Origin of the sequence: Actinoplanes hulinensis (assembly GCF_019429605.1) — a bacterium.
In the GTDB taxonomy this organism is placed as follows: Bacteria; Actinomycetota; Actinomycetes; order Mycobacteriales; family Micromonosporaceae; genus Actinoplanes; species Actinoplanes campanulatus.
In genome coordinates, this window is record NZ_JAHXZI010000003.1 from 375565 (window position 1) to 398334 (window position 22770).

The following is a 22770-nucleotide window of genomic DNA, read 5'->3' on the forward strand; positions in this document are numbered from 1 at the left end:
CGCGCCACCCGTCCGCGTGACCGTGTTTCGGCGGCGGCTCGCCGTCCGTTCGAACATCATCGATGTCTGATATCGTCGGTGTCCCAATCCGTCCATAGGGGATCCACGGGGGATCGATGTTGAGGACGCGAGTGTTGTCCGGCCTCGCCGTGTCGGCGATGGTCGTCGGACTGTTGGTGCCGGCGACGGCCGCCTCGGCCGCGACGCCGCTGCGGGCGAACATCACCTGTGATGCCGCGACCGGCGCGATCACCACCTCGGCTTCCGGCTCGCTGTTCGTACCGGGCCCGGCCAAGCAGGTGACCGTCGAATTCCAGCGCCGCACCGGCGTACGGGTGACGGCCACCGCCAGGTCGGTCCTGGCGCCGCTGGCGCAGCCCTTCAGGGTGACCACCACGTCCACGAGTTCGGGCGACGTCAGCGCGGCCGGTTACACCGGCACCTTCGATCCGGTGACCGCCCTCTTCTATCGCGAGCAGCTGACCGTGACGTTCAAGGACGCGGCGACCGGTGCCACCCTGACCACCCGGGAGGCCACCTGCGACCACGACCAGCGGACCAGCGTCACGCTCACCTGCGACCCGGCGGCCGGTACCGTGACCGCCGTCGTCGACGGCGTCAACGGCACCGTAGGCGATTCGTCGGGCGGAGGATCGGCGTCACGGGTCTCCTATCACATCGCGACGATCAAGCAGCAGGCGCCGAACGTGCCCACCTACCGCAACGAGATACTCGGCGGCGGGTGGGACATCGAGCATCGGGTGATCAGAGCCGCCGATGGCACCTGGAGCGACACGGGATACGTGCACACGATCTCCGGCAATCCGTATCGCTACTCCGAGGAGATCACGGTCGGCGTCTTCGACTTGTACGGCATCCGCGTCGGCACCGCCACCGGCGCGTGCACCCTGTTCGACGGCTCCCAGACCTCCTGATCCCCGGCGCCGGCCGGTGAGTGGCGCGCTGATCCGGCGGGCCGTTCAAGATCGGCGTGGGACGGCGTACCGGAAAGGGTTCATCCCTGAAGGCCGACCAACTTCTCCGGGGCGCGGATCAGGTCGATCCGCCGGATCCGGTCGCCGGCGACCGTGAAGGCGATCACCGTGTCGAGCCGGCCGTCACGGTGGGCGGCCATCCCGAGCAGGCCGTTCACGGTGACCGGGGTGAGGGGTTCGGCCTTTGCGGCCAGTGCCAGCAGGAATCGGGCGGCCCGGTCGGCGCCGTGTACCGGCCGGCGCGCGGTCTTGGGGCGGCCGCCGCCGTCGCTGGTCACCACGGCGTCCGGGTCGAGCATGGCGACCAGGTCGCCGAGGCCGCCGCCGGCGGCGGCAGCGAGGAAGCGTTCCACCACGCGGCGGTGCCGTTCCGGGTCCGTGCCATGGCGAGGGGTACGGGCACGCACGTGCCGCCGCGCCCGGACCGCGAGCTGACGAACCGCCGCGGGAGTACGCCCCACCACTGTGGCCACCTCGTCGAAGGTCAGCCCGAACAGGTCGTGCAGCACCCATGCGGTGCGCTCCGGCGGGGTCAGCGACTCCAGCACCACCAGCAGCGCGTAGCCGACCTGGTCGTCGAGGGTGATCCGGTCAGCCGGGTCCGCGGTCACCACCGGTTCCGGCAGCCACGGCCCGGGGTAGGTCTCCCGCCGCATCCGGGCGGACCGCAGCACGTCGGTCGCGGCCCGGGCCACCGTCACCACGGCCCACGCCTCGACGTCGTGCACCGGTCCGGCGCGGGCCAGCCGGAACCAGCACTCGGACACCACGTCCTCGGCCTCGGCGACCGAACCGAGGATGGCGTAGGCAACCCGGACCAGGCGGGGGCGGGCCGCGGTCCAGGCGTCGGCGGTCATCGCCGGGCGCCGGTCGTGTCCAGGATCGCCGCGACGACCAGGCTGGGGGTGTCGTCCATCGGTACGTGACCGGCGCCGGGCAGGTCGGCCCGGCGGGTGTGTGCCGGCAACTCGCCGGTGTGCCGGGACTGTCCGGCCAGCAGCAGCCGGTCCTGCATGCCGAAGGCCAGCGTGACCGGCATGGTCAGCGGCTCGGTGGCCCGGTAGCGGATCCGCCGGGTGGCCCGCAGTGTGGACCGGAAGCCGGGGCCGCGGCCCAGGTCGGCGATGCCCCGCCGGGCGACCTGAGGGCTGATCCGGCCGGGGCTCGCGTGGAACTGCCACAGCAGCAGGCGGCGGCCCCACGCCGATCCGGCCAGGGCGGTCAGTGGGCGGTGGGCGTACCGGCAGCCGGCCCAGGTGAGCAGCAGGCTGACCGTGCAGTAGGCCGGGGTGCGCCGCCGCCACAGGCCGGCCGGGGACATCAGGGTGATCGAGGCGACCGGGCGCAGCGCGGCGAGTTCCAGGGCGACCCAGCCGCCGAGCGAGTGCCCGGCGACGTGCGGAGTGTCGATGCCGTGCCGGTCGAGCACGAGGGCCACCGCCTCGGCCAGTCGTCGGGGGGTCGGCGCGACACCGGGCGGCAGCGGTGGCGTGTCGCCGCATCCCGGCAGGTCGACGGCGTGGACGGTGTGGGTGGCGGCGAGCCGGTCCAGCACCGGCGTCCAGGCGGCCCGGGTGGAGCCCAGACCGTGCAGCAGGACCAGTGGTGGCCCTTCACCGATCGAGAAGAGTCTCATGTGGGAAGGACGATGTGGATCCCGTGGAATGTGACAGCTATGCGGCCAGTCTGCGGATGGCCGAGGTGAGGCGGGGCGCGTCCAGCTCGCGGCCGGTGACCAGCGCCTCCAGGATGAAACCGTCGAGCAGGGCGCAGATGTTGCGGGACGCCTCGGCGCCGAAGGTGGCCGCCACGATCTCCGGAAGGCCCTCCATCCAGGCTTCGGCGAGTGGCCGCAGGGCGGTGTCCCGGGCGGCGGCCACGCACAGCTCGTACTCGATGCGGACCTGGCGCCGGTCGGCGAGATACTCCCGGACCAGGTCGGTGAGGGTCTGCGCGATGTCGGTCGCGTCGCGCAGCCGCTCGTCCCAGGCGAGCAGGTCGGACCGCAGGCCGTCGAGGGCGTGCCGCAGCCCGGCCGCGATCAGATCGTCCAGGGTCGGGTAGTAGTAGGTGGTCGCGCCGAGCGGGAGCCCGGCGCGGGCCGCGACGGCCCGGTGCGTGGTCCGGCCGACGCCGTTCTCCGCGATGACCTCCATGCTGGCGGCGGCGAGAGCGGCCCGGCGGGCCTCGGGGTCACGGGCCCGCTGCGGGCGGCGCGGCGCGGTCAATGGGCCCCGCTGCCGTTGAGGTTGAGCATGACGACTCCGGCGATGATGAGAGCGATGCCCGCCACTTTAACGGTGGTGAGCGGCTCGCCCAGGAAGACCGCGCCGATGGCGACGATCGCGGCCGTGCCGACCGCCGACCAGATGGCGTAGGCGACACCGACTTCGATGCCCTTGACGGCTTGGGCGAGCAGGACGAAGGAGATGACGTATCCGGCGAGGACGGCCAGTGTCGGCCAGAGCCGGGTGAATCCGTCGGTCGCCTTCATGAGGCTGGTGGCGATGAGTTCGGCGGCGATGGCGCCGCCCAGGAGGACGTAGTGCACGGTGAGCCCTCGATCCACTCTTGTACGAACGTACAAGTACGATCGTACAAGAAGGGCTCATTGCAGTGCCATGGCCAGAAAACCCGTTCCGATGGCGGCGCACAGGACGCCCAGGCCGATCACCAGCAGGGTGACCTGCCAGGCCTGATAGGCGCCGAGCAGCGCCCCGCGCAGCGTCTCGCCCATGAACGCCGTCTGCCGCAGCCGGCCCAGCTTCTCGTCGCCGGCGTTGCGCTGCGCCTCGGCGGTCACCTCGGCGTAGGTGCGGCCGCCCGTCGCCGACCGGACGTGCTCGCCGATCATCTCGGAGTAGGCGCGGGCCTCGGCGCCGGTGCGCACGGGCCGTCCGGCGTACCCGGTGAGCGCGGCCGGCAGGCCGTCGGCGGGGAAGCGGATGCGCTGGTGTTCAAGCTCGCGGGTCACCTGGCGACGGCCCAGGAGTCCCTGGAGGACCAGGATCGCGGCCGCGCCGATGAGGGTCAGTCCGACCAGGCTGAGGAGTGTCTGAACCATACCGTCGAGCGTTCTCGGCGGTATCCCCGGCGGTCAGGGGCGGATGGCCTCTATCCGCCGGGCCGACTGCACGGGGTCCCGATGGACACCTCGGCCGTGGCATCCCGTCCGACCCGGATCGGTACGCAGTCCGGCTCGATCACGTAGACGCCGCCCGCGAAGACCGACCACGCGCCGTCACCCCACCCGGGCGGGCAGCCGGTGACCGTCTGCGACATGGCCGGCTCCTGTTGCCCCCAGCCGATCCGCGCGCGGTCGCTCCACTCCGGGGGAAGGCTCAGCTCGGTGGTCGTGCCGGCCCGCACCAGCAGGCCGAACTTGGCGAACAACCGGGCCGGCCCCTCCTGCCCGGACTCGCTGGGCTCGTGAACCTCGTCCTCGTCGGGCAGCGCGATGTCGCCGCCGACCACGCGGTAACCCGTGGGCGGTTCGGCCACGTGGTCGATCACCGCCGGGCAGGGCGTGGCCGGCTCCGGGTCCGGCTGCGGCTCCGGTGTCCGGGCGGCACATCCGGTCAACAGCAGCAGCGAAGCCAGTGATCGAATGATCGACATACGACGATTCTGTCAGGGGGTGCCTCTACTGTGCTGACCATGGATCTCGTGCGCCGTGGCCGGATCGCCACCTCCCTCGTCTTTCTGCTGTTCGGGGTGGCTCTCGGGGTGTGGACCGCGCGGATCCCGGCGGTCAAGGAGAGGCTCGGGCTGACCGACGGCCGGCTCAGCATCGCGCTGCTGGCCTTCGCGGCGGGCTGCATCGCCGGCATGGCGCTGATCGGCCGGCTCACCGACCGGTTCGGCAGTTCCCGGGTGCTCGTGCCGGCCGCGATCCTGGAGGGCCTGCTGCTGATCCCACCCGGGTTCGCGGGCGGCCTGGTGACCCTGTCGATCGCGCTGTTCGCGTTCGGCGCCGGGCACGGCACGCTCAACATCGCGATGAACGCGAATGCCGCCGAGGTCGAGCGCGCCATGGAGCGGCCGGTGATGACGTCGTTCCACGCCGTCTACAGCATCGGCGGGTTCACCGGCGCGCTGCTCGGCGGCCTCTTCGCCCACCTCGGCATCGGTGTGGGCGCCACCCTGCTGGCGGTCGGCCTCGTGGTGCTGGCCGGGGCGGCGTGGTCGGCCCGCTGGGTGCTGCCGTCCACCCCGGCGCCCGCGACCCGGGTGGAGGAGAGGAGCCGCGACCCGTGGCTGCTGTTCTTCGGTGCGGTGGTGCTGTGCACCCTGGTCGGCGAGGGCGCGGCGGCCGACTGGAGCGCCGTCTACCTGCGCGACGAGCTGGGCAGTGCGGAGGCGTTCGCGGCCTACGGCTACGCCGCCTTCGCGATCATGATGACCGTCGGCCGGGTCTTCGGGGACCGGCTGGCCGCCCGGTTCGGGCCGGTCGTCCTGGTTCGGGCCAGCGGGGTGATCGCCGCGGCCGGGCTGGGCGCGGGGCTGCTGGCCGGGAGCCCGCTGGCCGGGGTGGCCGGGTTCGGCCTGCTCGGGCTGGGCCTGTCCTGTGTGGCGCCGCAGTTCTTCTCGGCCGCCGCCGCCATCGATCCGGCGCGGGCCGGGCGCGCCCTGTCGACCGTGGTGAGCATCGGCTACGTCGGCTTCCTGATCGGCCCGATCGTCATCGGCGCGGCGGCCAGCGTGGTCGGCCTGACCGCCGCGCTGTGGATCCCGGTGACGCTGGCCGCGTTCGTGGCGGCCAGCGCCGGGACGATCCGGAGGTCCGGGGTCACGCTTCGACCAGGCAGTCCCGGGTGATCGACGCGATGTCCGGGATGCCGGCCAGTGCCATCGTCAGCTCGAGTTCGGCGATCACGTTGCGGATCACGTCCTCGACACCGCTCTGGCCGGCGAGCGCGAGCCCGTACATGTAGGGGCGGCCCAGCAGCACCGCGTTCGCGCCCAGCGCCAGCGCCGTGAAGACGTCGGCGCCGGTGCGGATGCCGCTGTCCAGCAGCAGCGTCGGCGACGGTCCGAGCGCCGCCCGGATGGTGACCAGCGCGTCCAGCGAGGCGACCGCGTTGTCGATCTGCCGGCCGCCGTGGTTCGACACGACGATCGCGTCCACGCCCGCGTCGAAGGCACGCCGCGCGTCGTCCGGGTGCAGGATGCCCTTGAGCACGATCGGCAGCCGGGTCCGGCCCCGCAGCGTGGCCAGATGTTCCCAGCTCAGGCCGGGGTTGGAGTAGATGTCGAGGAACGTTTCGACCGCCGCCCGCGGCGCCGGTGACCGCAGGTTGCTCCAGAACGCGCCGGGGTGGTTGCGGGTCATCGCGAGCAGGGTGCGGATCGCGCCGAGCGTCACCTCCGCGGCCGGTTGCGGGGGCCGCCCGGCGACGATCTCCCGGAACCGGGGGTCCGAGGTGTACTGCGCGATGCCCTGACCGCGGCTGAACGGCAGCGAGCCCAGGTTCAGGTCCTGCGGCCGCCATCCCAGGACGGTGGTGTCGAGGGTGACGACCAGCGCCGCCGCCCCGGCCGCCTCGGCCCGCGCGATCAGGCTGTCCACGAGCTGCTCGTCCTTGCTCCAGTAGAGCTGGAACCAGCGGGACGCGTCACCCATCGCGGCGGCGCAGTCCTCCATCGGGTTGCAGCCCTGGTTGGAGAAGACGTAGGCGGTGCCGGTGGCGGCCGCCGCCCGGGCGATCCTCAGGTCGCTGTCGGCGCCCATCAGCGCGCCGGCGCCGACCGGGGCGAGCAGCACCGGCGTGTCGTGCCGGCCGCCGGGCAACTCCACCGACAGATCCCGCTCGACATGGCCGGACAGCATCCGCGGCACGATGGCCCAGCGTTCGAAGGCGGCCCGGTTGCGCCGCATGGTCCGGCCCTCACCGGCGCCGCCCGCCACGTACGCCCACGCTTTGGCGCTGCTGGCCCGCTCGGCGCGGCGTTCCAGTTCGGCGAAGTCGGCCGGTACGGCCGGCCGCCGCCCGAGGGCGCCCTGGCGGTAGATGGTGCTCAGGCGGGACAGTCCGGCGCCCATGGGTTCCTCCTCGACGAGTCTGCCCGGGAGGTTAAAGCAAGTCACGTGACTTGAAAAGATAGGATCCCGGTATGGCATCCCGCGCCGAGCGCCGCGAGCAGGCCGTCGGGGCGCTCCTCGACGCGACCCTGGAAAGCCTGGCCACGGTCGGGTTCGCGGCCACCACCACGCGCGGCGTCGCCCACCTCGCCGGGGTCAGCCAGGGCCTGCAACAGCACTACTTCCCGACCAAGACGGCACTGATCGACGGGGCCATCAACCGGCTCGCCACCCGGCTGCTCGACGAGGCGTCCCGCCCGGTCGAGGGCGCCACCGAACGGCAGCGTGCCGAGCTGCTGCTGCGCCGGATGTGGGACAGCTACTCGTCGCCGGTGCTGGCCGTGGTGGCCGAGTTGCTGGTGCTGGCCCGGACTCATCCCGGCACCGCCGCCATGACCGCCTCGACGCTCACCGCCGTCACCCACCGGATCGTCGGGGTCGCGGAGCAGGCCCTGCCCGGCTACGCTCGCACCCCCGGCTTCCGGGAGGCGCTGCTGCTCGCGCTGGCCGCCATCCGCGACACCACGACGATCGCGCGGATCCCCGGCACGGAGGGGGCTCTGCCCACCCTGGACGACATCGTCGACGCCTTCCTGAGAGCAGTCGTTACTAATTCGTGACGCTAGGTGACTTGACACGGGGCTTAATAATCTTCGCGATGATCGAAACCCGTGAGTTGACGAAGACCTACGGCCGGGTGGACGCCGTCCGCGACGTGACGTTCACCGCCGCCCCGGGCCGGGTGACCGGCCTGCTCGGGCTCAACGGCTCCGGCAAGAGCACCACGCTGCGGATGCTGCTCGGCCTCACCCGGCCCACCCGCGGCCAGGCCCTGATCAACGGCAGCCGCTACCGGGACCTGAAGAACCCGCTGCGGCAGGTCGGCGCCGTCCTCGAACAGGGACTGAGCCACCCCGGCCAGACCGGCTACGCCCACATGATGACCCAGGCGAAACTGAGCGGCGCCTCCCGGGAACGGGTGATGGCGCTGCTCGACTACGTCGGCCTCGAGGACGCGGGCGGTAAACGCTCCGGCGAGTACTCGCTCGGCATGCGCCAGCGCCTCTCCGTGGCGACCGCCCTGCTCGGCGAACCGTCGGTGCTGATCCTCGACGAACCCGCCAACGGCCTCGACCCGCCCGGCATGGCCTGGCTGCGCGGGCTGCTGCGCGACCACGCCTACGCCGGCGGCACCGTGCTCATCTCCAGCCACCTGCTCAGCGAACTGGAACTGCTCGTCGACGACGTGGTCATCATCGGCGAGGGCCGGATGCTGCGCGCCGGCCCCCTCGACGAACTGCGCGCCGGCACCCAGCTGCGCGTCCGCGGCGGCGACCACGAACGGCTCGCCACGGCGTACGAGCAGGCCGGCGCCACGGTCACCACCGACGGGCACGCCCTCTACGTGGCCGCCCTCAGCCCCGAACAGGCCGGCGACATCGCCCTCGAACACCGGATCCCGATCTACGAACTCGTCGCCGAGACCCAGCACCTCGAAGACGTCTTCCTGAGCGTGGCGGAGGCCCGATGATCGCCGTACTGCGCAGCGAGCTCTACCGCACCGCCACCGTCCGCGCCTCGGTGCTAGCCCTGATCGGCCTCGGCATCGTGGCCGCCTGCGCCGGCTACCTGAGCGACGAGTTCTGGGCCCTGATGGCCGGCATCGGCACCTTCGGCATCGCCGTCATGGTCACCTGCCAGCACTACCAGCACCGCACCGCCATGCTGCTCTTCCTGGGCGAACCCAACCGCCTCAAGATCCTGGCCGCACAGTCCATGGTGGCGATGATCCTCGGCGTCGTCCTGGTCGCGGTCAGCGGCATCGCGGTCGTCGCCTCCGGCGAGTCCGACCGCTACCTGCACACCCTGCTGGTCTCCCCACTGCTGGCGGTCTTCGGCGTGGCCAACGCGACAGTCGTCCGCAGACCGCTGTGGCTCATCGCCGGCTGGCTGGGCTGGCTGCTCTTCGTCGAAGGCATCATCTACCAGCTCGAAGGCGACATGATCTTCAGCGCCTTCCTGGCCGCCGCCAGCGGCTCCACCCGCGGCCTGCTCTGGGTCTCCATCTGGACGGCCGCCTCGCTGCCGATCGCCGCCTGGTCCATCCGCCGAGACCTCTCCGGCGACTGACCCGCCTGGTCACGGTGGGCGCCGCCGCTCACCCACCGTGACCATTCTTTCCGGTACGCGCGACGCCGCCCTCAACCGCACGGCGCCCGCTCCGCCAGTTCCCCGCGATCACCTGCCGAGTCCGGGCCGCAGCGCGCCCGCCGGGCCGATCCGGTGGTCCGGCCTGACTCGCCACGCCGCGGGGCCGGCGACCACCGACTGGGGTGATGTGGAGGTAGTGGCTGCCTACTTGAACCCGCCATCGGTGCCTGCAAATCTCACCACTGCCGCACCAACTCGTCTTGCCCGGCATCGTCCAGGAGCGGAAGGTCGCTATCCAGAGTCGCCGAGCCCCAGTCCCATCAGGTATTCGATTGCCGCAGCTTCCGGACTCGCGGCACCCTGCCCTGCCTTGGTCGTCTAGCGGAGCGTCCAACCCACCGGCACAGCGATCGAGCCACCGCAGCAACGGCATGGGTGCGAGCACGAACAAGGCCCAAAGCCAGCCGTCTGATTCCGAAGAACGACGAAGCTCTTCGCCGCAGGTGGAGAGCCTCATCATTCAACGATTCGCTATGCCGGTTTGGCCTCCTCGCATCGTGAGGCGCGGATCCAGGCGCTCGATTTGTGCACCCATCCGAAACAGCTTGTCACAATTGTCTCGCCACAGCGACAGGTTGCGTTGCGCCGACTTCCGGAAGGGAATCGCAGTGGAGGAATGGCCTGCTGTAACTGAATATCACCGGTCATCAGCACCGCCGACCTTGAGCCCAACCCACGATGCGCTCGAAAAGTTCGGCAGGCTGATTCAGATAGCCGAGATGTTCTCGTGCTTCCTGGTAGGTCGACATCAGGAACAGGATTAGCAGCGAAGGGAAGTGGCGGTACTCCTCGAACAATGCCACCTTGGCCGGAGCGCACGGCCAAGCCGCACCACATACACGACAGTCCCAACTTGGGCGCATCGCCATATGTTCGGGTTCCTGGACGATTTCAGGCCAAACCGGCACGGGTTCAGCCGTCATGCTCTGACTCCGCTAACCGTCGTCATACCGTGTTCGGGGCATTCCAGGCTCCGGCCGCAGCTCCCGCAACAAAGCTTGACCCTGGCAGCCATCAAGCCACCGATGAACCCCAGCAGGAGAGCCGCTACGGCAGCCAGGATTACAGCCATGGATCACCTCCACGAAAAGGATTCTGGCATCTGACGGCAACACTAAAATCCTTGGGTGATCCACCTCAACGAACGTGCACGGACTTGCACGTCTATTGGAGAGCGTCGACGGCCGATGTGATCAATACACGAGCGTCTGCGCCGTAGACAGCGAGGTCGGTCAGTTCGGCGAAGGTTCGGGCGTACATGCCGACCTCGTGCGGTTGAGTGATGGTGAGGAACGCGGACACCAGCTCCACATTCACCTGGGTATCGTCGAAGATCCAGAAATCCTCGACCGGCCATAGCGCGGTGCGGTCCGCATCGAGCGGGATGACACCAATGCTGATGTTTGGCAGCGTCGCTAGGAGCAAGATATGGCCAAGCTGGCCGGCCATCGTGGCGGAGCCTCCGATCCGGTGCCGAAGGGCGCTTTCCTCCACGATCATCGCGAAGCGCCGTGATCCGTTATACAAGACACGCTGCTTGTCAACCCGCACGCGGACAGCCTCGTCTAGGTCGTCGGGGAGGTCCCGCCGGTCCCGAATCGATTTCAACAGGGCCTCGATGTACCCGGGCGTCTGGAGCGGTCCCGGAATCAGCCACGACGAATAGGCCCGGAAATGCCGTGTCCGTTCCCATAACGGGATGACTGACTCCTGAGCACGCCGCAGGCCTGACCGTTCCATACGCCGCCACTCGACGTAGGCACCATCAATGTTGCGAGCCGTGGCGATCAGGTCCGCTATCTGGTCCTCAGCACCACAATGGATCGCGTACGCACGTAGATCGCCGTCCGACGGCCCGGTACGGCCGTTCTCGATTCGGCTGCACTTGCTCTCGTGCCAGCTTGCCCGAAAGGCCAACTCACGCGCGGTTAGACCGGATTCCATCCGAATCTCCCGCAGGCGCTTGCCCAACGCCTCTCGAGCCTGCTGAACACTGGACGACGTCGTCACGCTGAACTACTCGCGTCGGTGCCGTCGTCAGGCCGGCCGGTACTCCTCATGAGGGACAGCACGTGCCCATACCGCAGCGAACGCAGATGTACACAGCTCCACCACTCTCGGATCGGTAACCAACTCCTCGCCGGTCATCGTGCCGTCTCCCGCGAAGTGGTTGAACAGCACCGAAGCGTCATCGAAGATCCAGAAGTCGTTGCCCGGCAGCGCCAAGTCAGAGGCAAGGCGGCGAGGGAGCCACCGGACCGACTCACCCGCTTTGATGTTGTGCCCGTCGGTCAACTCGTACTCGTAGCGCACGTACACAGAGATCGGCTCGGAGACGATGCGAGCACGGTGGACCTGCACGCCCTGGGCGACCGACGCGGACACCAAGTCGGTCCACCAGGACCAGCGCTGCGCCGGATCGAATTTGTTACCCGTGGTCCACTCGTGGAAGCTCTCATCCAGCCCGTAAGCGTCCCGCATCTCCAGGTGGTAGGCACTGCGTCGAGCCGAGCGGAACAACTCCTCAAACGTTGGCTCCGCCGTCGCCACCGTCCACCTCCGGGAAGAACCGCATCATGCGTCTCGGGAACTCGATCACCGTCTCGTGAGCCGGGATGCTCATCTGCGCCAGGCGGTCAGCATCCGTCACACGCCATCCTTGCAGGATGTAGTTTCCCGACTCCTCGTCCAGGTAGACCGTGGGAGAGCCATTGTTAGGGCTCTGCGGATCCTTACCAAGCCGTCGCAACGCCATCGTGCCCTCCAAGACCTCAGGTAACGATCGATATGACTGAGCTTGCGCGGTTCGGCCCTCACCTACCAGTGACTTGCACGAACTTCTACTCCAGACGCAGACCCGGACTCGGCGCGGGCGTAGGGGTCATGACACCCCCTGTACCCGCAACCGCACCTTCTCTCGGTCACCGACGCCTACCCCTGCATCGTGGTCTGCACCGTCTACAGAAACCGGGTGAACGCGGCCGAACCTGGCGGGACTTTGAGCGGCGCGAGTCCCGCCGGTGACCTCCGCGAGCCCGGCGCTGATCAGCCCATCGGAGCACCGACAATTTCAACTTAAGTCGCTTCCCGATAAGGACTGCGATAGAGGTTCCGGGTGCTCTCCGCCGGTGGTGGACATGCTTTCCTGAGTGCCCGATCGGTCGCTCATGCGTTGTTTCTAGGACTTTCTCAAGGCGCGGGCCCCAGCCGCCGCGATCGTTGTCGTAAGCACCCAACCGCTAACCGTTAGTCCCGCCGCCACCACCTTATCCGCCCCCACGGGATCCCACGCCTTATCGTGCCCTAGGTCGATAATTGGGATCAACAAGTCAAGCGCATAGATCCAAGGATCCCACGTAGGGTGCTCGTCGACTTTAATCGCACAGACGGCGAGTTCTGTCATGCCAGGGTTCGCGCAATGCCCGGTACCAAACCGGAACCAGAGAGCCGCGGAAACCCAAAATGCCAGGAAGAAAGCCAATGCGCGAGCCGGAGCATATCCGTATCCGATGACAACATTTTGGATCCAACCCCAGGCCTTCATTAAAGGGCCACCGGAATTGTGCGAAATTCGCGCGTACTCCCATCTGGTTAGAGATGCACTGTCGTCTTGTCCGCTTGCCATTAAGCATTTAGCAAGCTGCTCGAATGGCTGCCCCGAAGGCCCTTTTCCTCCGAGTGCCATAATGGCCAGACGTTCTTTTACGGGGAGTTCGGTGTCAAGAAAGGTATATGTCATGCCTTCGATGCTGTTGGGATTGGTTCGCGACCAACTAGTCCTCCCGTCGACTAGCGTCTCAACATCAGCCGAATCGAGCAAAACGCCGCCCGCAGGGGTTTGCCGAAACCTGATGTCCAACAGATTAGCTTGGAGGTCACGCGCGTCGAAAGATACATCATTTTCGCTAGAAAGCAGAGATCCTCCAAGATACGCTCCCCTGCGAACCACGCTAGCTGCAAGAGTGAGCGTCTGACCAATTTCCGCATCGCGAAGATCTAGCTCGCCGCCGATTGTGGCTCCCACGCATCGAATTGAGAGACCTCTCCATTCGCCACTTCGCCGACCATCGAGCTGCACACCCCGCGACGCTTTTTCAGCCGGAACGCCTCGGAGCTTCGCGTCAGCGAATCGCACATCTCCTGAAATATTCGCGGCCACCATGTCGACCATTCCATCAACGTCTGCGCGGTTGAGTATCGCATCCCCTTGCAGGTTCAATCCCGACATGTCAAGGGCCTTCCGCTTCGGATGAGCCACCGAAGCTTCACTGATATCAATCTGTGAGTCAACAACTGCATCGGCGAAAGAAACGCCTCCAGCGACAACTAGGTCCTTACTTCCAATTACTCCGCCAGCGATGTGTGAGCGCGAGAAATCGAGAGCCATGCTCCCGCTTGCGGTTATATTGGCCTCGTTGAGCGCGAGCACGCCAGAAACGTCAGCGCTGGTAAATCTAACGCGCCCTTCAATGTGACTCTTGATCGCATTGATATCATTTCCAACCTTAATCTCGTTGGCTTTGAGGGCAACACCGCCATGAAGTCTAATATGCGCCGAGTATAGATTCAACGTGCAGGAAAGCTGAGCTCCGTGCAAATCTACGCCACCGTCAGCAAAAAAGCCGCCGTTCAGGAGCAGCGCGCCGTCAACAGATAGATGGTCCGCCGAGAAGGCCGTTTTCCCTTTGTTTAAAATTGACGACCGGGCTAGATTGAACTGGCATCCGATCCATGCATGATGAGCTCGCAAGACTCCCTCAAAGGTCGAGTCCATGCCCAGGAATCCTAGACCAATGCGGCCGTGGTCGATGTTCAAGCAATAAGACTTCGGGGACTTCAACATCGACCCATTAAGCTGCAAAGAACCAGAAATTTTGACTCCCACCAGGTCGACGGACCCATCGCACCTGAAATCGTTCGCCAATAGCGATCCCTGCACCTCCATTTGGCGAGCACTGATCGCAACTTGTTGTCGAGCTGATATTTTGGTGCCCATAAGGGTCAGGTCACCTGCAATTCTGGCAGTTTCAAGATTGACGCTGCCAGTGACAATTGAAGTGCTCAACCAAACAGGTCCATTGCAGATCAAGCGTGACGCGGAGAGTCCAGGCATCGAGCAATGTTGAAACCCAACGAAGTCGGCGGTCGCATCATTCAAGAACGGAGCATCAGTAAAGTGGCAGTTGCGAAAGCTGAAGGCCGCCACTTCGCCGCATCCAAGGTCGAGCTTTCCGGCGATTTTAGCGCCACTTAAGAGAAGTCTCCTTGGGTGTCCAGTGGCTTGCCCTGGTCCATGTAGCAAAAGAGATGCCAAAACTTCCGATCGAATGATTTCGGACGGCTTCCACGCTCGCTCACCATCAGAGCCGTGAGCGGAGGGTGGAACTCCTCCAAGATCCAACTCTTCGCCAAGAAGAAACGACCTATAGAGCCGCTTCTCCGACTCCGTCCAGCCGTCGATAAGATCATGGAAGTCGACTTCTTGACCAATAGACATCTGCCCTCCGGCCGTGGTGAATCAAGCATCGCGGTTAGATCGTCGTTGACGACAACACAGTAGATGCGGCCTCACAGCGTGACAGCGCGTCGGGCCACAGGTAGGCCTCGTCGACACCGAGCTTCGCAGCGACCGCGTACCGATGCCGGCGGTAGGCGTCCGGCCTGTGATCCATCGTTCGACGCTCTTGGGATAGATCTTCAAGGCTGCGGCGAGATCGGCCGAGGTGATTCTCTGTTTCGGGGAGCGAGGTGCGCGGGTGATAGTTCGACATCGTCATCTCAGGCTTGGACGTCCAGCAAGGTGCTCATTTTAGGGCATACGTCTCGCACACGTTCTTCGCGCCGGTGTACTGCGACGTCGACGAGGCCGGGCCGTACGTCGCGGCCGACGAACTGTCGGGCCTGGTGTCGCCGCTGGTCATCGAGGCGAGAATCGGAAGCGGCGGCACCGATGGTGCCGCCGCTTCGGCAAACTCTCCGCTGCCGCGGGTTCAAGTAGGCCCCTCTCTCATGGACCGGGCGCCGCTTGGCGGGTTTCCGAGGTTCGGCCCGGGCGGCCGTCAACGCTCAGCCGTCCTCGTCCTCGTCCTCGACCGTCGGCAGGGGAGTGACGGCGGCCTCGGTGGGGGACTTCCCGGACCAGGTCAGAGCCACCTTGACGGTGGCCTTGCCGCCCGCCTCGGCCAGCATGCTGGTGATCTTGCCGGTTTTCACGGCCAGCTCCAGGCCGAACTCGATCTGCACCTGATCCGGCACCAGGTCGTCGATGGCGGCGCGCAGGCTGTGCGAGACGCCCCGGATGGTGTTGCGGAACTCGTCCACATCGACCTGGAGCACCTTGTTGACCGATGACACGTCGGACGGCCCGGAGCCTGCGTTCTCGAGCCGGGCCCAGACGATCTCGCCGGTCGGCAACTGGATCTGGACGGGTCTGCTCATGAGGCCGGCCTCGCAGTGATCACAATGGAACGGTCGGACCACGCTATCGTGCGCGCGCGAGCGTTGGGAAGCCATGCAGTCGCGCCGGTGGGCGCGCTACGGCCCGGCCCGGCAGATGCTCGCGCGGAGCGGGCGGAACGGCCGTCGTTGCGGTTGTGGGCGCTCCGCCCCGTACCGATGAAGGGGTTTCAGATCTTGAGGCCGAGATAGGTGAGCGGGCCGGGATCGGGGACCGGGAGCACCGCGAAGCCGAGCCGGTCGTAGAAGCCGCGCGCCTTCACGTTGGCGGTCACCATGCCGACGTGGACACCGGGCGCGTCGACCGTGCCGATGAAGGTTTCGATGAGACGGCGGCCGAGCCCGCGGCCCTGATAGGGCGGCAGCAGGTCGATGTGCAGGTGGGCGGGAAAGCCGTCGAGGCCGGCCACCAGCATCCGTTCCGGGTGGTGATGCAGCCAGTGCATGTCCTGTTCGGGGGTGCGCGGCGGGGGCGGAGGCACCGGGTAGCGGTCGCCGAGCAGCGGAATCCACTCGTCCCGGTAACGCTCCGCGAACCGGGCGGTGTCCGGCGTGCCGACCACGTAGCCGACCGCCTCCCCGCCGTCGTCGGCGACGAAGGCCAGGTGCGGTTCCAGGTGGGCGTAGGGCGCGGCGAACAGGTCGCCCATCAGCTCGTCGGTCGTGTAGTGGCCGCGGGCGTCGCCGCCGGCGTCGGCGGTGCGGACACAGATGTCGTAGAGGGCACGGCGGTCGCCGGGCCGGTAGGGGCGGATCTCTGGCACGCCGCCGACGCTAGCCGGTGGAAACGCTTTCACCGCAAGTCTCAGGCGGTGGCCCGCAGGACGGGGTGGCTGGGGAAGAGACGTTGCGGCGCGGGGGCGCCGAGAGCCGCGCGGGCCGCGGCCTGAGCGATCGGCTCGACCGGGTGGGTGGCGGTCGACAAGCCGGGGTACGCGGACACGAGCGGAATGTCGTCGAACCCGGTGACCGCGATGTCCTGCGGCACCCGGATCCCGGCCGCGGCCAGCCCCAGCAGCACCCCGAGGGCGGTGGCGTCGCTGACCGTGGCGATCGCGTCGGTGTCCGGCCAGCGGCGCAGCACCGTGACGGCGGCGGCCCGGCCCCGTTCGGCCGTGAAGTCCCCGGCCACCACCCGCGACGGCAGCCCGGCGGCCCGGGTCAGCTCGGTGTAGGCGCGCAGCGGCGCCCCGGACGCGGCCAGCCACCGTGGACCGCTGACCAGGGCGATCCGCCGCCTTCCGGTGTCGTGCAGGTGGCGCAGCAGGGCGCCGATCCCGGCCGCGCTGTCCACGTCCGTACCGCCCGCGCCGATGGCCGCGGTCCGGCCGCGCAACCCGGTCGGCAGGTGTTCGAGCAGGTCCCGGTCGTGGCCGGCGAGCACCACGGCGGCGACGCTGCGGTCGGCGGCGATCGTCTCCAGGGCGGCGGTCGCGGCCAGCGGCAGCCGGCGCAGGGTGACACCGAGCCCGTCCGGGTCGACGGCGGCGGCCATCGCGGCGGCGGCCCGGGTGACGTACGGGTCGTGCAGGATGCCGGCCCGGCGGTCGCGGACGGCGAACAGGATGCGGGTGCCGGCGCCGCGGGCCAGGCGGCGGGCCACCGGGTGTGGCACGTACCCGAGTTCGGTGGCGGCCCGGCGCACCGCGTCCCGGCTGGCCGTGGAGGCGGGGCCGCGGCCGGACAGCACCCGGGAGGCGGTCGCGGCCGAGACCCCGGCGCGGCGGGCCACCGCGGCGAGATCAGGGCTTGTCATGTCGCCATTGAATACGTGGGACCCGGGTCCCGCGAGTCCGGGACCTTGGTCCCGGCCGTTGCGGGACCGGTGGCTCAGGTCAATCAGGCTTTGCTCGGAAAGGCTGAGGGTGTGCCGGGCGACCGCCGGGCAGAACCACCACGAAGGACGATGACCGTGTCACTGGACCCCGGGACCGGCCCACTTCTGGGCGCGCGCCGCTTTCTGACCCGAGAGACGATCGGTGACCACGGGCGCACGTTGCACCAGGTCGACGGCAACGAGTGGGACTCGTTCTACCGCGACCGGTGGCGTTACGACAAGGTGGTGCGTTCCACCCACGGCGTCAACTGCACCGGGTCCTGCTCGTGGAACGTGTTCGTCAAGGACGGGCTGATCACCTGGGAGCACCAGGCCACCGACTATCCGACGACGGGACCGGACGCGCCCGACTACGAGCCGCGCGGCTGCCCTCGTGGGGCCTCCTTCTCCTGGTACGAGTACTCGCCGTCGCGGGTGCGTCACCCGTACCTCCGTGGTGTTCTGGCCGAGATGTTCCGGGAGGCGCGGCAGCGGCTGGGTGACCCGGTGGCCGCGTGGGCCGAGATCGTGGAGACGCCGCTGAAGGCGATGGCCTACAAGGGGCAGCGGGGGCGCGGCGGTTTCGTGCGGGCGTCCTGGGACGAGGCGATCGAGCTGATGGCGGCCGCGCACGTCTACACGGTGAAGACGTTCGGGCCGGACCGGGTGGTCGGGTTCTCGCCGATCCCGGCCATGTCGATGGCGTCGTTCGCGGCCGGCACCCGCTACCACGCGCTGCTCGGCGGCACCCTGCTGAGCTTCTACGACTGGTACGCCGACCTGCCGATCGCCTCGCCGCAGATCTGGGGCGACCAGACCGACGTGCCGGAGGCCGGCGACTGGTGGAACGCCACCTACCTGATGATGTGGGGTTCCAACATTCCGGTGACCCGTACGCCGGACGCGCACTTCCTGGCCGAGGCCCGCTACAAGGGCACCAAGGTCGTGGCGGTGTCGCCGGACTACGCCGACAACGTGAAGTTCGCCGACGACTGGCTGGCACCGCACCCGGGCACCGACGGCGCGCTGGCCATGGCGATGGGCCACGTGGTCCTGACCGAGTTCTTCCGCGACCGGCAGGTGGACTACTTCACCGACTACGCCCGTAGTTTCACCGACCTGCCGTTCCTGGTGACGATCGTGGACGGTAAGGCGGACCGTTTCCTGACCGCCGCGGACCTGGGCCACACCGAGGGCGAGCACAAGACGGTGCTGGTCGACTCGAACACCGGTGAGCTGGTCGTCCCGAACGGCTCGCTGGGCTTCCGGTACGCCGAGCCGGGCCGCTGGAACCTCGACCTCGGTGACGTCGTCCCCTCCCTGGGACTGGTGTCCGACGACGCCGCCGAGGTCGAACTGGCCCGCTTCGACATCGGCGACACCGAGGGCGGGTCCACGATCCGCCGCGGCGTCCCGGTCCGGCGGGTCGGGGAGCACCTGGTCACCACCGTGTTCGACCTGGTCATGGCCCAGTACGGGGTCCGCCGCGGCGACCTGCCGGGCGAGTGGCCGACCGGCTACGACGACGCCGACAGCCCGAACACGCCGGCCTGGCAGGAGAAGATCACCGGGGTTCCGGCCCGGCTCGCGATCAAGATCGGCCGGGAGTTCGCCCGCAACGCCGAGCGCAGCCGCGGCCGGTCGATGATCGTCCTCGGGGCCGGCGCGAACCAGTGGTTCCACTCCGACATGACGTACCGAGCGTTCATCTCGCTGGTCACGCTCACCGGCTGCCAGGGTGTGAACGGCGGCGGCTGGGCGCACTACGTCGGGCAGGAGAAGGCCCGCCCGGTCACCGGCCAGCAGCACATGAGCTTCGCCTTCGACTGGCAGCGGCCGATGCGGCACCAGGCGTCGACCCCGTTCTGGTATCTGCACACCGACCAGTGGCGCTACGAGCGGGTCCCGGCCGACGAGCTGGCGTCCCCGCTGGGCACCGGGCGGTTCGCGGGGATGGCGTTCGCCGACACGGTGGCCGCCGCGCAGCGGATGGGCTGGAGCCCGGGGCACCCGTTCTTCAACCGGAACCCGCTCGACATCGCTGCCTCCGCCATGGAGAAGGGCGTCGGCGTCCAGGACTACGTGATCGAGGAACTCCAGGCCGGAAGGCTGAAGACGGTCGCGGAGGACCCGGACGACCCGGCCAACTTCCCCCGCTGCCTCACCCTGTGGCGGGCCAACCTGCTCGGCTCGTCCGGCAAGGGCAACGAGTACTTCATGCGCCACCTGCTCGGTGTCTCCTCTCTGGAGACCGCGACCGAATGCGACCCGGAGAACCGGCCCCGCGACGTGATGTGGCGTGACGAGGCCCCGGTCGGCAAGCTCGACCTGCTCACCGCGATCGACTTCCGGATGACCAACACCGGCCTGCACGCCGACGTGGTCCTGCCGGCCGCCACCTGGTACGAGAAGCACGACATCTCGACCACCGACATGCACCCGTTCGTGCACGCGTTCAGCCCGGCCGTCGAGCCGCCCGCCGACGCGCACACCGACTACGACACGTTCCTCGCCCTGGCCGACAAGGTCAGCGAGCTGGCTGTCGTTCATCTCGGCACCCGCACCGACGTGCTCGCGGCACCGTTGCAGCACGACACCCCGGACGAGCTGGCGATGCCCAGCGGCCGGGTCCGTGACTGGAAGTTCGGCGAGTGCGACCCGGTCCCCGGAAAGACCATGCCGAAGCTCATCGAGATCGAGCGCGACTACACGCTCATCGGTAAGAAGATGCGTACGGTCGGCCCGCTCATGGAGAAGCTCGGCACCACCACCAAGGCGATCACGGTCGACGTGAAGCCGGAGGTCGACTACCTGAAGCACCAGAACGGGGTGATCGACGGGCGGCCCTCGCTGGCCACCGCCGACCGGATGTGCGAGGCGATCCTCGCCTTCTCCGGCACCACCAACGGCCGGGTCGCGCACGCCGGCTTCCAGGAGCTGGAGAAGCGCACCGGCCAGCGGTTCACCGACCTGATCGAGGGCCACGAGAACGACCGGGTCACCTACTCCGAGACCCAGGAGGCGCCGCAGCCGGTCTTCACCAGCCCGGAGTGGTCCGGCTCGGAGAAGGGCGGCCGCCGCTACTCGCCGTTCACCATCAACGTCGAGCGGCTCAAGCCGTGGCACACCATCACCGGCCGCCAGCACTTCTTCGTCGAACACGACTGGGTCGCCGAGCTGGGCGAGCAACTGCCCGCCTTCCGGCCGCCGCTGAACATGGCCCGCCACTTCGGCAAGCCCGGCGACGCCGTCGACGGGGGAGTGACCGTCCGGTTCCTGACCCCGCACGCCAAGTGGTCGATCCACTCGATGTACCACGACAACGAGCTGATGCTCGCCCTGTCCCGCGGCGGCCCGGTCATCTGGATGAGCGTCCAGGACGCCGCCAAGATCGGGGTACGCGACAACGAGTGGATCGAGGCCCACAACCGCAACGGCCTGGTGGTGGCCCGTGCCGTGGTCAGCCACCGGATGCCCGAGGGCACCGTCTTCCAGTACCACTCGCCGGAGCGCACGGTGAACGTTCCCAAGGCCGAGAAGTCGAAGCGGCGCGGCGGCTACCACAACTCGATGACCCGGCTGCTGGTCAAGCCCACCCACCTGGCCGGCGGGCACGCCCAGCTCACCTACGCCTTCAACTACTACGGCCCGATCGGCAGCCAGCGCGACGAGATCACCGTGATCCGCCGCCGCACGCAGGAGGTGGAGTACTGATGCGCATCAGAGCGCAGGTCGCCATGGTGATGAACCTGGACAAGTGCATCGGCTGCCACACCTGCTCGGTCACGTGCAAGCAGACGTGGACCAACCGGGAGGGCACCGAGTACGTCTGGTTCAACAACGTCGAGACCAAGCCGGGCATCGGCTACCCCAAGCACTACGAGGACCAGGAACGTTGGAAGGGCGGCTGGAAACTCGACGGCAAGGGCCGTCTGGTGCTCCGCTCCGGCGGCCGTCTCGCCCGCTTGGGAAAGATCTTCGCCAACCCGGACCTGCCGACCATCGACGACTACTACGAGCCGGCCACCTTCGACAAGGACATCCTGGTCAGCGCGCCGGGCGGGCTCACCGACACCCCGGTCAAGAAGCCCTACTCCAAACTGACCGGCGAGCCCATGTCGATCGAGTGGGGTGCCAACTGGGAGGACTCGCTCGGCGGCGGCACCATGGACCAGGACCCGAACCTGCGCGGCCTGGCCGACAAGGTCAAGTTCGAGTTCGAGAAGACCTTCATGTTCCACCTGCCGCGGATCTGCGAGCACTGCCTCAACCCGGCGTGCGTGTCGGCCTGTCCGTCCGGCGCCATGTACAAGCGCGAGGAGGACGGCATCGTCCTGGTCGACCAGGACCGCTGCCGCGGCTGGCGGATGTGCGTGTCGGCGTGCCCGTACAAGAAGGTCTACGTCAACCATGCCACCGGCAAGGCCGAGAAGTGCACCTTCTGCTTCCCGCGCATCGAGGCCGGTCAGCCCACCATCTGCTCGGAGACCTGCGTCGGCCGCCTCCGCTACCTCGGCATTCTGTGGTACGACGAGGATGCCGTCCTCGCCGCGGCGACCGTGCCCGAGGAGGAGCTGCTGGACGCCCAGCGCGGCGTCTTCCTCGACCCCTTCGACCCGGCCGTGCAGCAGGCCGCCCGCGAAGCCGGCCACCCGGAGGAGTGGATCGAGGCGGCCATGGCCTCCCCGGTCTGGAAGCTGATCAGCGAGTACCGGATCGCCCTGCCGCTGCACCCGGAATACCGCACCCTGCCGATGGTCTGGTACGTGCCGCCGCTGTCGCCGGTGCTGGACGCGGCGGGCGCCGCCGGCCGCGACGACACCGACGCCGACGACATCTTCCACACCATCGAGGACCTGCGGATCCCCGTCGAATACCTGGCGTCGCTGTTCACCGCCGGCGACACCGCGGTGGCCGGGGGAGTGCTGATGAAACTGGCCGCCATGCGCGCCTACATGCGGGCCCGCACCCTCGACGGCACCGTCGCGGACGAACTGCTGGACGGCATCGGCATGACCGCCGACCAGGTCGAGGCCATGTACCGGCTGCTCGCCATCGCCAAATACGACGAGCGGTACGTCATCCCAGCCGCCCACGCCAAGACCGCGGCCGCGCTGGAGGACCTCGGCGGCTGCTCCCTCGACGGCGAGGGCGGCCCCGGCATGGGCGGCGGCCCGGTGCCGGTCATCCTCAGCACGCGGAGGCCCTGA

The 22770-nt window shown here is 68.3% G+C and carries 22 protein-coding genes; 7 read left to right on the forward strand and 15 right to left on the reverse strand.

Annotated elements, in window-relative coordinates:
• The first annotated feature begins 116 nt into the window (after positions 1-116).
• On the forward strand, positions 117-935 hold the full coding sequence (locus KZ829_RS08045) for a hypothetical protein (protein WP_220143201.1): 819 nt from the start codon (positions 117-119) through the stop codon (positions 933-935).
• Positions 936-1015: 80 nt separating this feature from the next.
• Here KZ829_RS08045 and sigJ read toward each other — a convergent pair whose 3' ends face one another.
• The 6 genes from sigJ to KZ829_RS08075 are packed head-to-tail and all read right to left on the reverse strand — an operon-like array spanning position 1016 to position 4613.
• Entirely contained in the window at positions 1016-1852 is an 837-nt protein-coding gene (gene sigJ, locus KZ829_RS08050; protein ID WP_220143202.1) for an RNA polymerase sigma factor SigJ, read from the reverse strand.
• Positions 1849-2631 carry an alpha/beta fold hydrolase gene (locus tag KZ829_RS08055; protein ID WP_220143203.1) on the reverse strand — a complete coding sequence of 261 codons (783 nt, stop codon included), beginning with the start codon at positions 2629-2631 and terminating at the stop codon, positions 1849-1851. Before KZ829_RS08055 ends, sigJ begins: the two co-directional genes overlap by 4 nt.
• Before the next feature lie 37 nt (positions 2632-2668).
• A complete protein-coding gene (locus tag KZ829_RS08060) occupies positions 2669-3223 on the reverse strand; it encodes a TetR/AcrR family transcriptional regulator (RefSeq protein WP_229794748.1) in 555 nt (184 codons plus the stop codon).
• The gene (locus KZ829_RS08065) at positions 3220-3546 is read right to left on the reverse strand and encodes a DMT family transporter (protein ID WP_220143204.1); all 327 of its coding nucleotides are present in this window, start codon (positions 3544-3546) and stop codon (positions 3220-3222) included. The genes KZ829_RS08060 and KZ829_RS08065 overlap by 4 nt, the downstream gene beginning before the upstream one ends.
• Before the next feature lie 57 nt (positions 3547-3603).
• On the reverse strand, positions 3604-4059 hold the full coding sequence (locus KZ829_RS08070; RefSeq protein WP_220143205.1) for a hypothetical protein: 456 nt from the start codon (positions 4057-4059) through the stop codon (positions 3604-3606).
• 50 nt (positions 4060-4109) lie between these two features.
• A complete protein-coding gene (locus KZ829_RS08075) occupies positions 4110-4613 on the reverse strand; it encodes a hypothetical protein (protein ID WP_220143206.1) in 504 nt (167 codons plus the stop codon).
• A gap of 39 nt (positions 4614-4652) precedes the next feature.
• Here KZ829_RS08075 and KZ829_RS08080 point away from each other — a divergent pair, with 39 nt between their 5' ends.
• Positions 4653-5813 (forward strand): MFS transporter, encoded by a 1161-nt coding sequence (locus KZ829_RS08080; protein WP_220143207.1) that lies wholly within the window; start codon positions 4653-4655, stop codon positions 5811-5813.
• Here the strand turns inward: KZ829_RS08080 and KZ829_RS08085 are convergent.
• Positions 5785-7038: an alpha-hydroxy-acid oxidizing protein gene (locus KZ829_RS08085; protein ID WP_220143208.1), complete on the reverse strand. Its 1254-nt coding sequence runs from the start codon at positions 7036-7038 to the stop codon at positions 5785-5787. The two genes, KZ829_RS08080 and KZ829_RS08085, sit on opposite strands and share 29 nt — an antisense overlap.
• 71 nt (positions 7039-7109) lie before the next feature.
• On the opposite strand from KZ829_RS08085, the gene KZ829_RS08090 reads away from it, so the two are divergent.
• The 3 genes from KZ829_RS08090 to KZ829_RS08100 are packed head-to-tail and all read left to right on the forward strand — an operon-like array spanning position 7110 to position 9207.
• Complete coding sequence (locus tag KZ829_RS08090; protein WP_220143209.1) at positions 7110-7697, forward strand: TetR/AcrR family transcriptional regulator; 588 nt, start codon at positions 7110-7112, stop codon at positions 7695-7697.
• Positions 7698-7735: 38 nt separating this feature from the next.
• Positions 7736-8608 carry an ATP-binding cassette domain-containing protein gene (locus KZ829_RS08095; RefSeq protein WP_220143210.1) on the forward strand — a complete coding sequence of 291 codons (873 nt, stop codon included), beginning with the start codon at positions 7736-7738 and terminating at the stop codon, positions 8606-8608.
• Positions 8605-9207: a hypothetical protein gene (locus tag KZ829_RS08100; RefSeq protein ID WP_220143211.1), complete on the forward strand. Its 603-nt coding sequence runs from the start codon at positions 8605-8607 to the stop codon at positions 9205-9207. Before KZ829_RS08095 ends, KZ829_RS08100 begins: the two co-directional genes overlap by 4 nt.
• A gap of 728 nt (positions 9208-9935) precedes the next feature.
• Here KZ829_RS08100 and KZ829_RS08105 read toward each other — a convergent pair.
• From KZ829_RS08105 to KZ829_RS08140, 8 genes are all read right to left on the reverse strand, one after another.
• A complete protein-coding gene (locus KZ829_RS08105) occupies positions 9936-10211 on the reverse strand; it encodes a hypothetical protein (RefSeq protein WP_220143212.1) in 276 nt (91 codons plus the stop codon).
• A 241-nt stretch (positions 10212-10452) separates the two neighbouring features.
• Positions 10453-11298, reverse strand: coding sequence for a helix-turn-helix domain-containing protein (locus KZ829_RS08110; protein WP_308285383.1), 846 nt, complete (start codon positions 11296-11298; stop codon positions 10453-10455).
• Positions 11299-11325: 27 nt separating this feature from the next.
• Positions 11326-11838 carry a DUF6879 family protein gene (locus tag KZ829_RS08115; protein ID WP_308285384.1) on the reverse strand — a complete coding sequence of 171 codons (513 nt, stop codon included), beginning with the start codon at positions 11836-11838 and terminating at the stop codon, positions 11326-11328.
• The gene (locus KZ829_RS43900) at positions 11813-11938 is read right to left on the reverse strand and encodes a hypothetical protein (protein WP_281428052.1); all 126 of its coding nucleotides are present in this window, start codon (positions 11936-11938) and stop codon (positions 11813-11815) included. The genes KZ829_RS08115 and KZ829_RS43900 overlap by 26 nt, the downstream gene beginning before the upstream one ends.
• Positions 11939-12466: 528 nt before the next feature.
• Entirely contained in the window at positions 12467-14785 is a 2319-nt protein-coding gene (locus KZ829_RS08125) for a hypothetical protein (RefSeq protein ID WP_220143214.1), read from the reverse strand.
• 569 nt (positions 14786-15354) lie between these two features.
• Positions 15355-15726 carry a CU044_2847 family protein gene (locus KZ829_RS08130; protein WP_220143215.1) on the reverse strand — a complete coding sequence of 124 codons (372 nt, stop codon included), beginning with the start codon at positions 15724-15726 and terminating at the stop codon, positions 15355-15357.
• Between the two features lie 188 nt (positions 15727-15914).
• Positions 15915-16508 carry a GNAT family N-acetyltransferase gene (locus tag KZ829_RS08135; RefSeq protein WP_220143216.1) on the reverse strand — a complete coding sequence of 198 codons (594 nt, stop codon included), beginning with the start codon at positions 16506-16508 and terminating at the stop codon, positions 15915-15917.
• 41 nt (positions 16509-16549) lie between these two features.
• Positions 16550-17500: a LacI family DNA-binding transcriptional regulator gene (locus KZ829_RS08140; RefSeq protein ID WP_220143217.1), complete on the reverse strand. Its 951-nt coding sequence runs from the start codon at positions 17498-17500 to the stop codon at positions 16550-16552.
• A gap of 150 nt (positions 17501-17650) precedes the next feature.
• Between KZ829_RS08140 and KZ829_RS08145 the strand changes: the two genes are divergently transcribed.
• Positions 17651-21274, forward strand: coding sequence for a nitrate reductase subunit alpha (locus KZ829_RS08145; protein WP_220143218.1), 3624 nt, complete (start codon positions 17651-17653; stop codon positions 21272-21274).
• Entirely contained in the window at positions 21274-22770 is a 1497-nt protein-coding gene (gene narH / locus KZ829_RS08150; RefSeq protein WP_220143219.1) for a nitrate reductase subunit beta, read from the forward strand. Before KZ829_RS08145 ends, narH begins: the two co-directional genes overlap by 1 nt.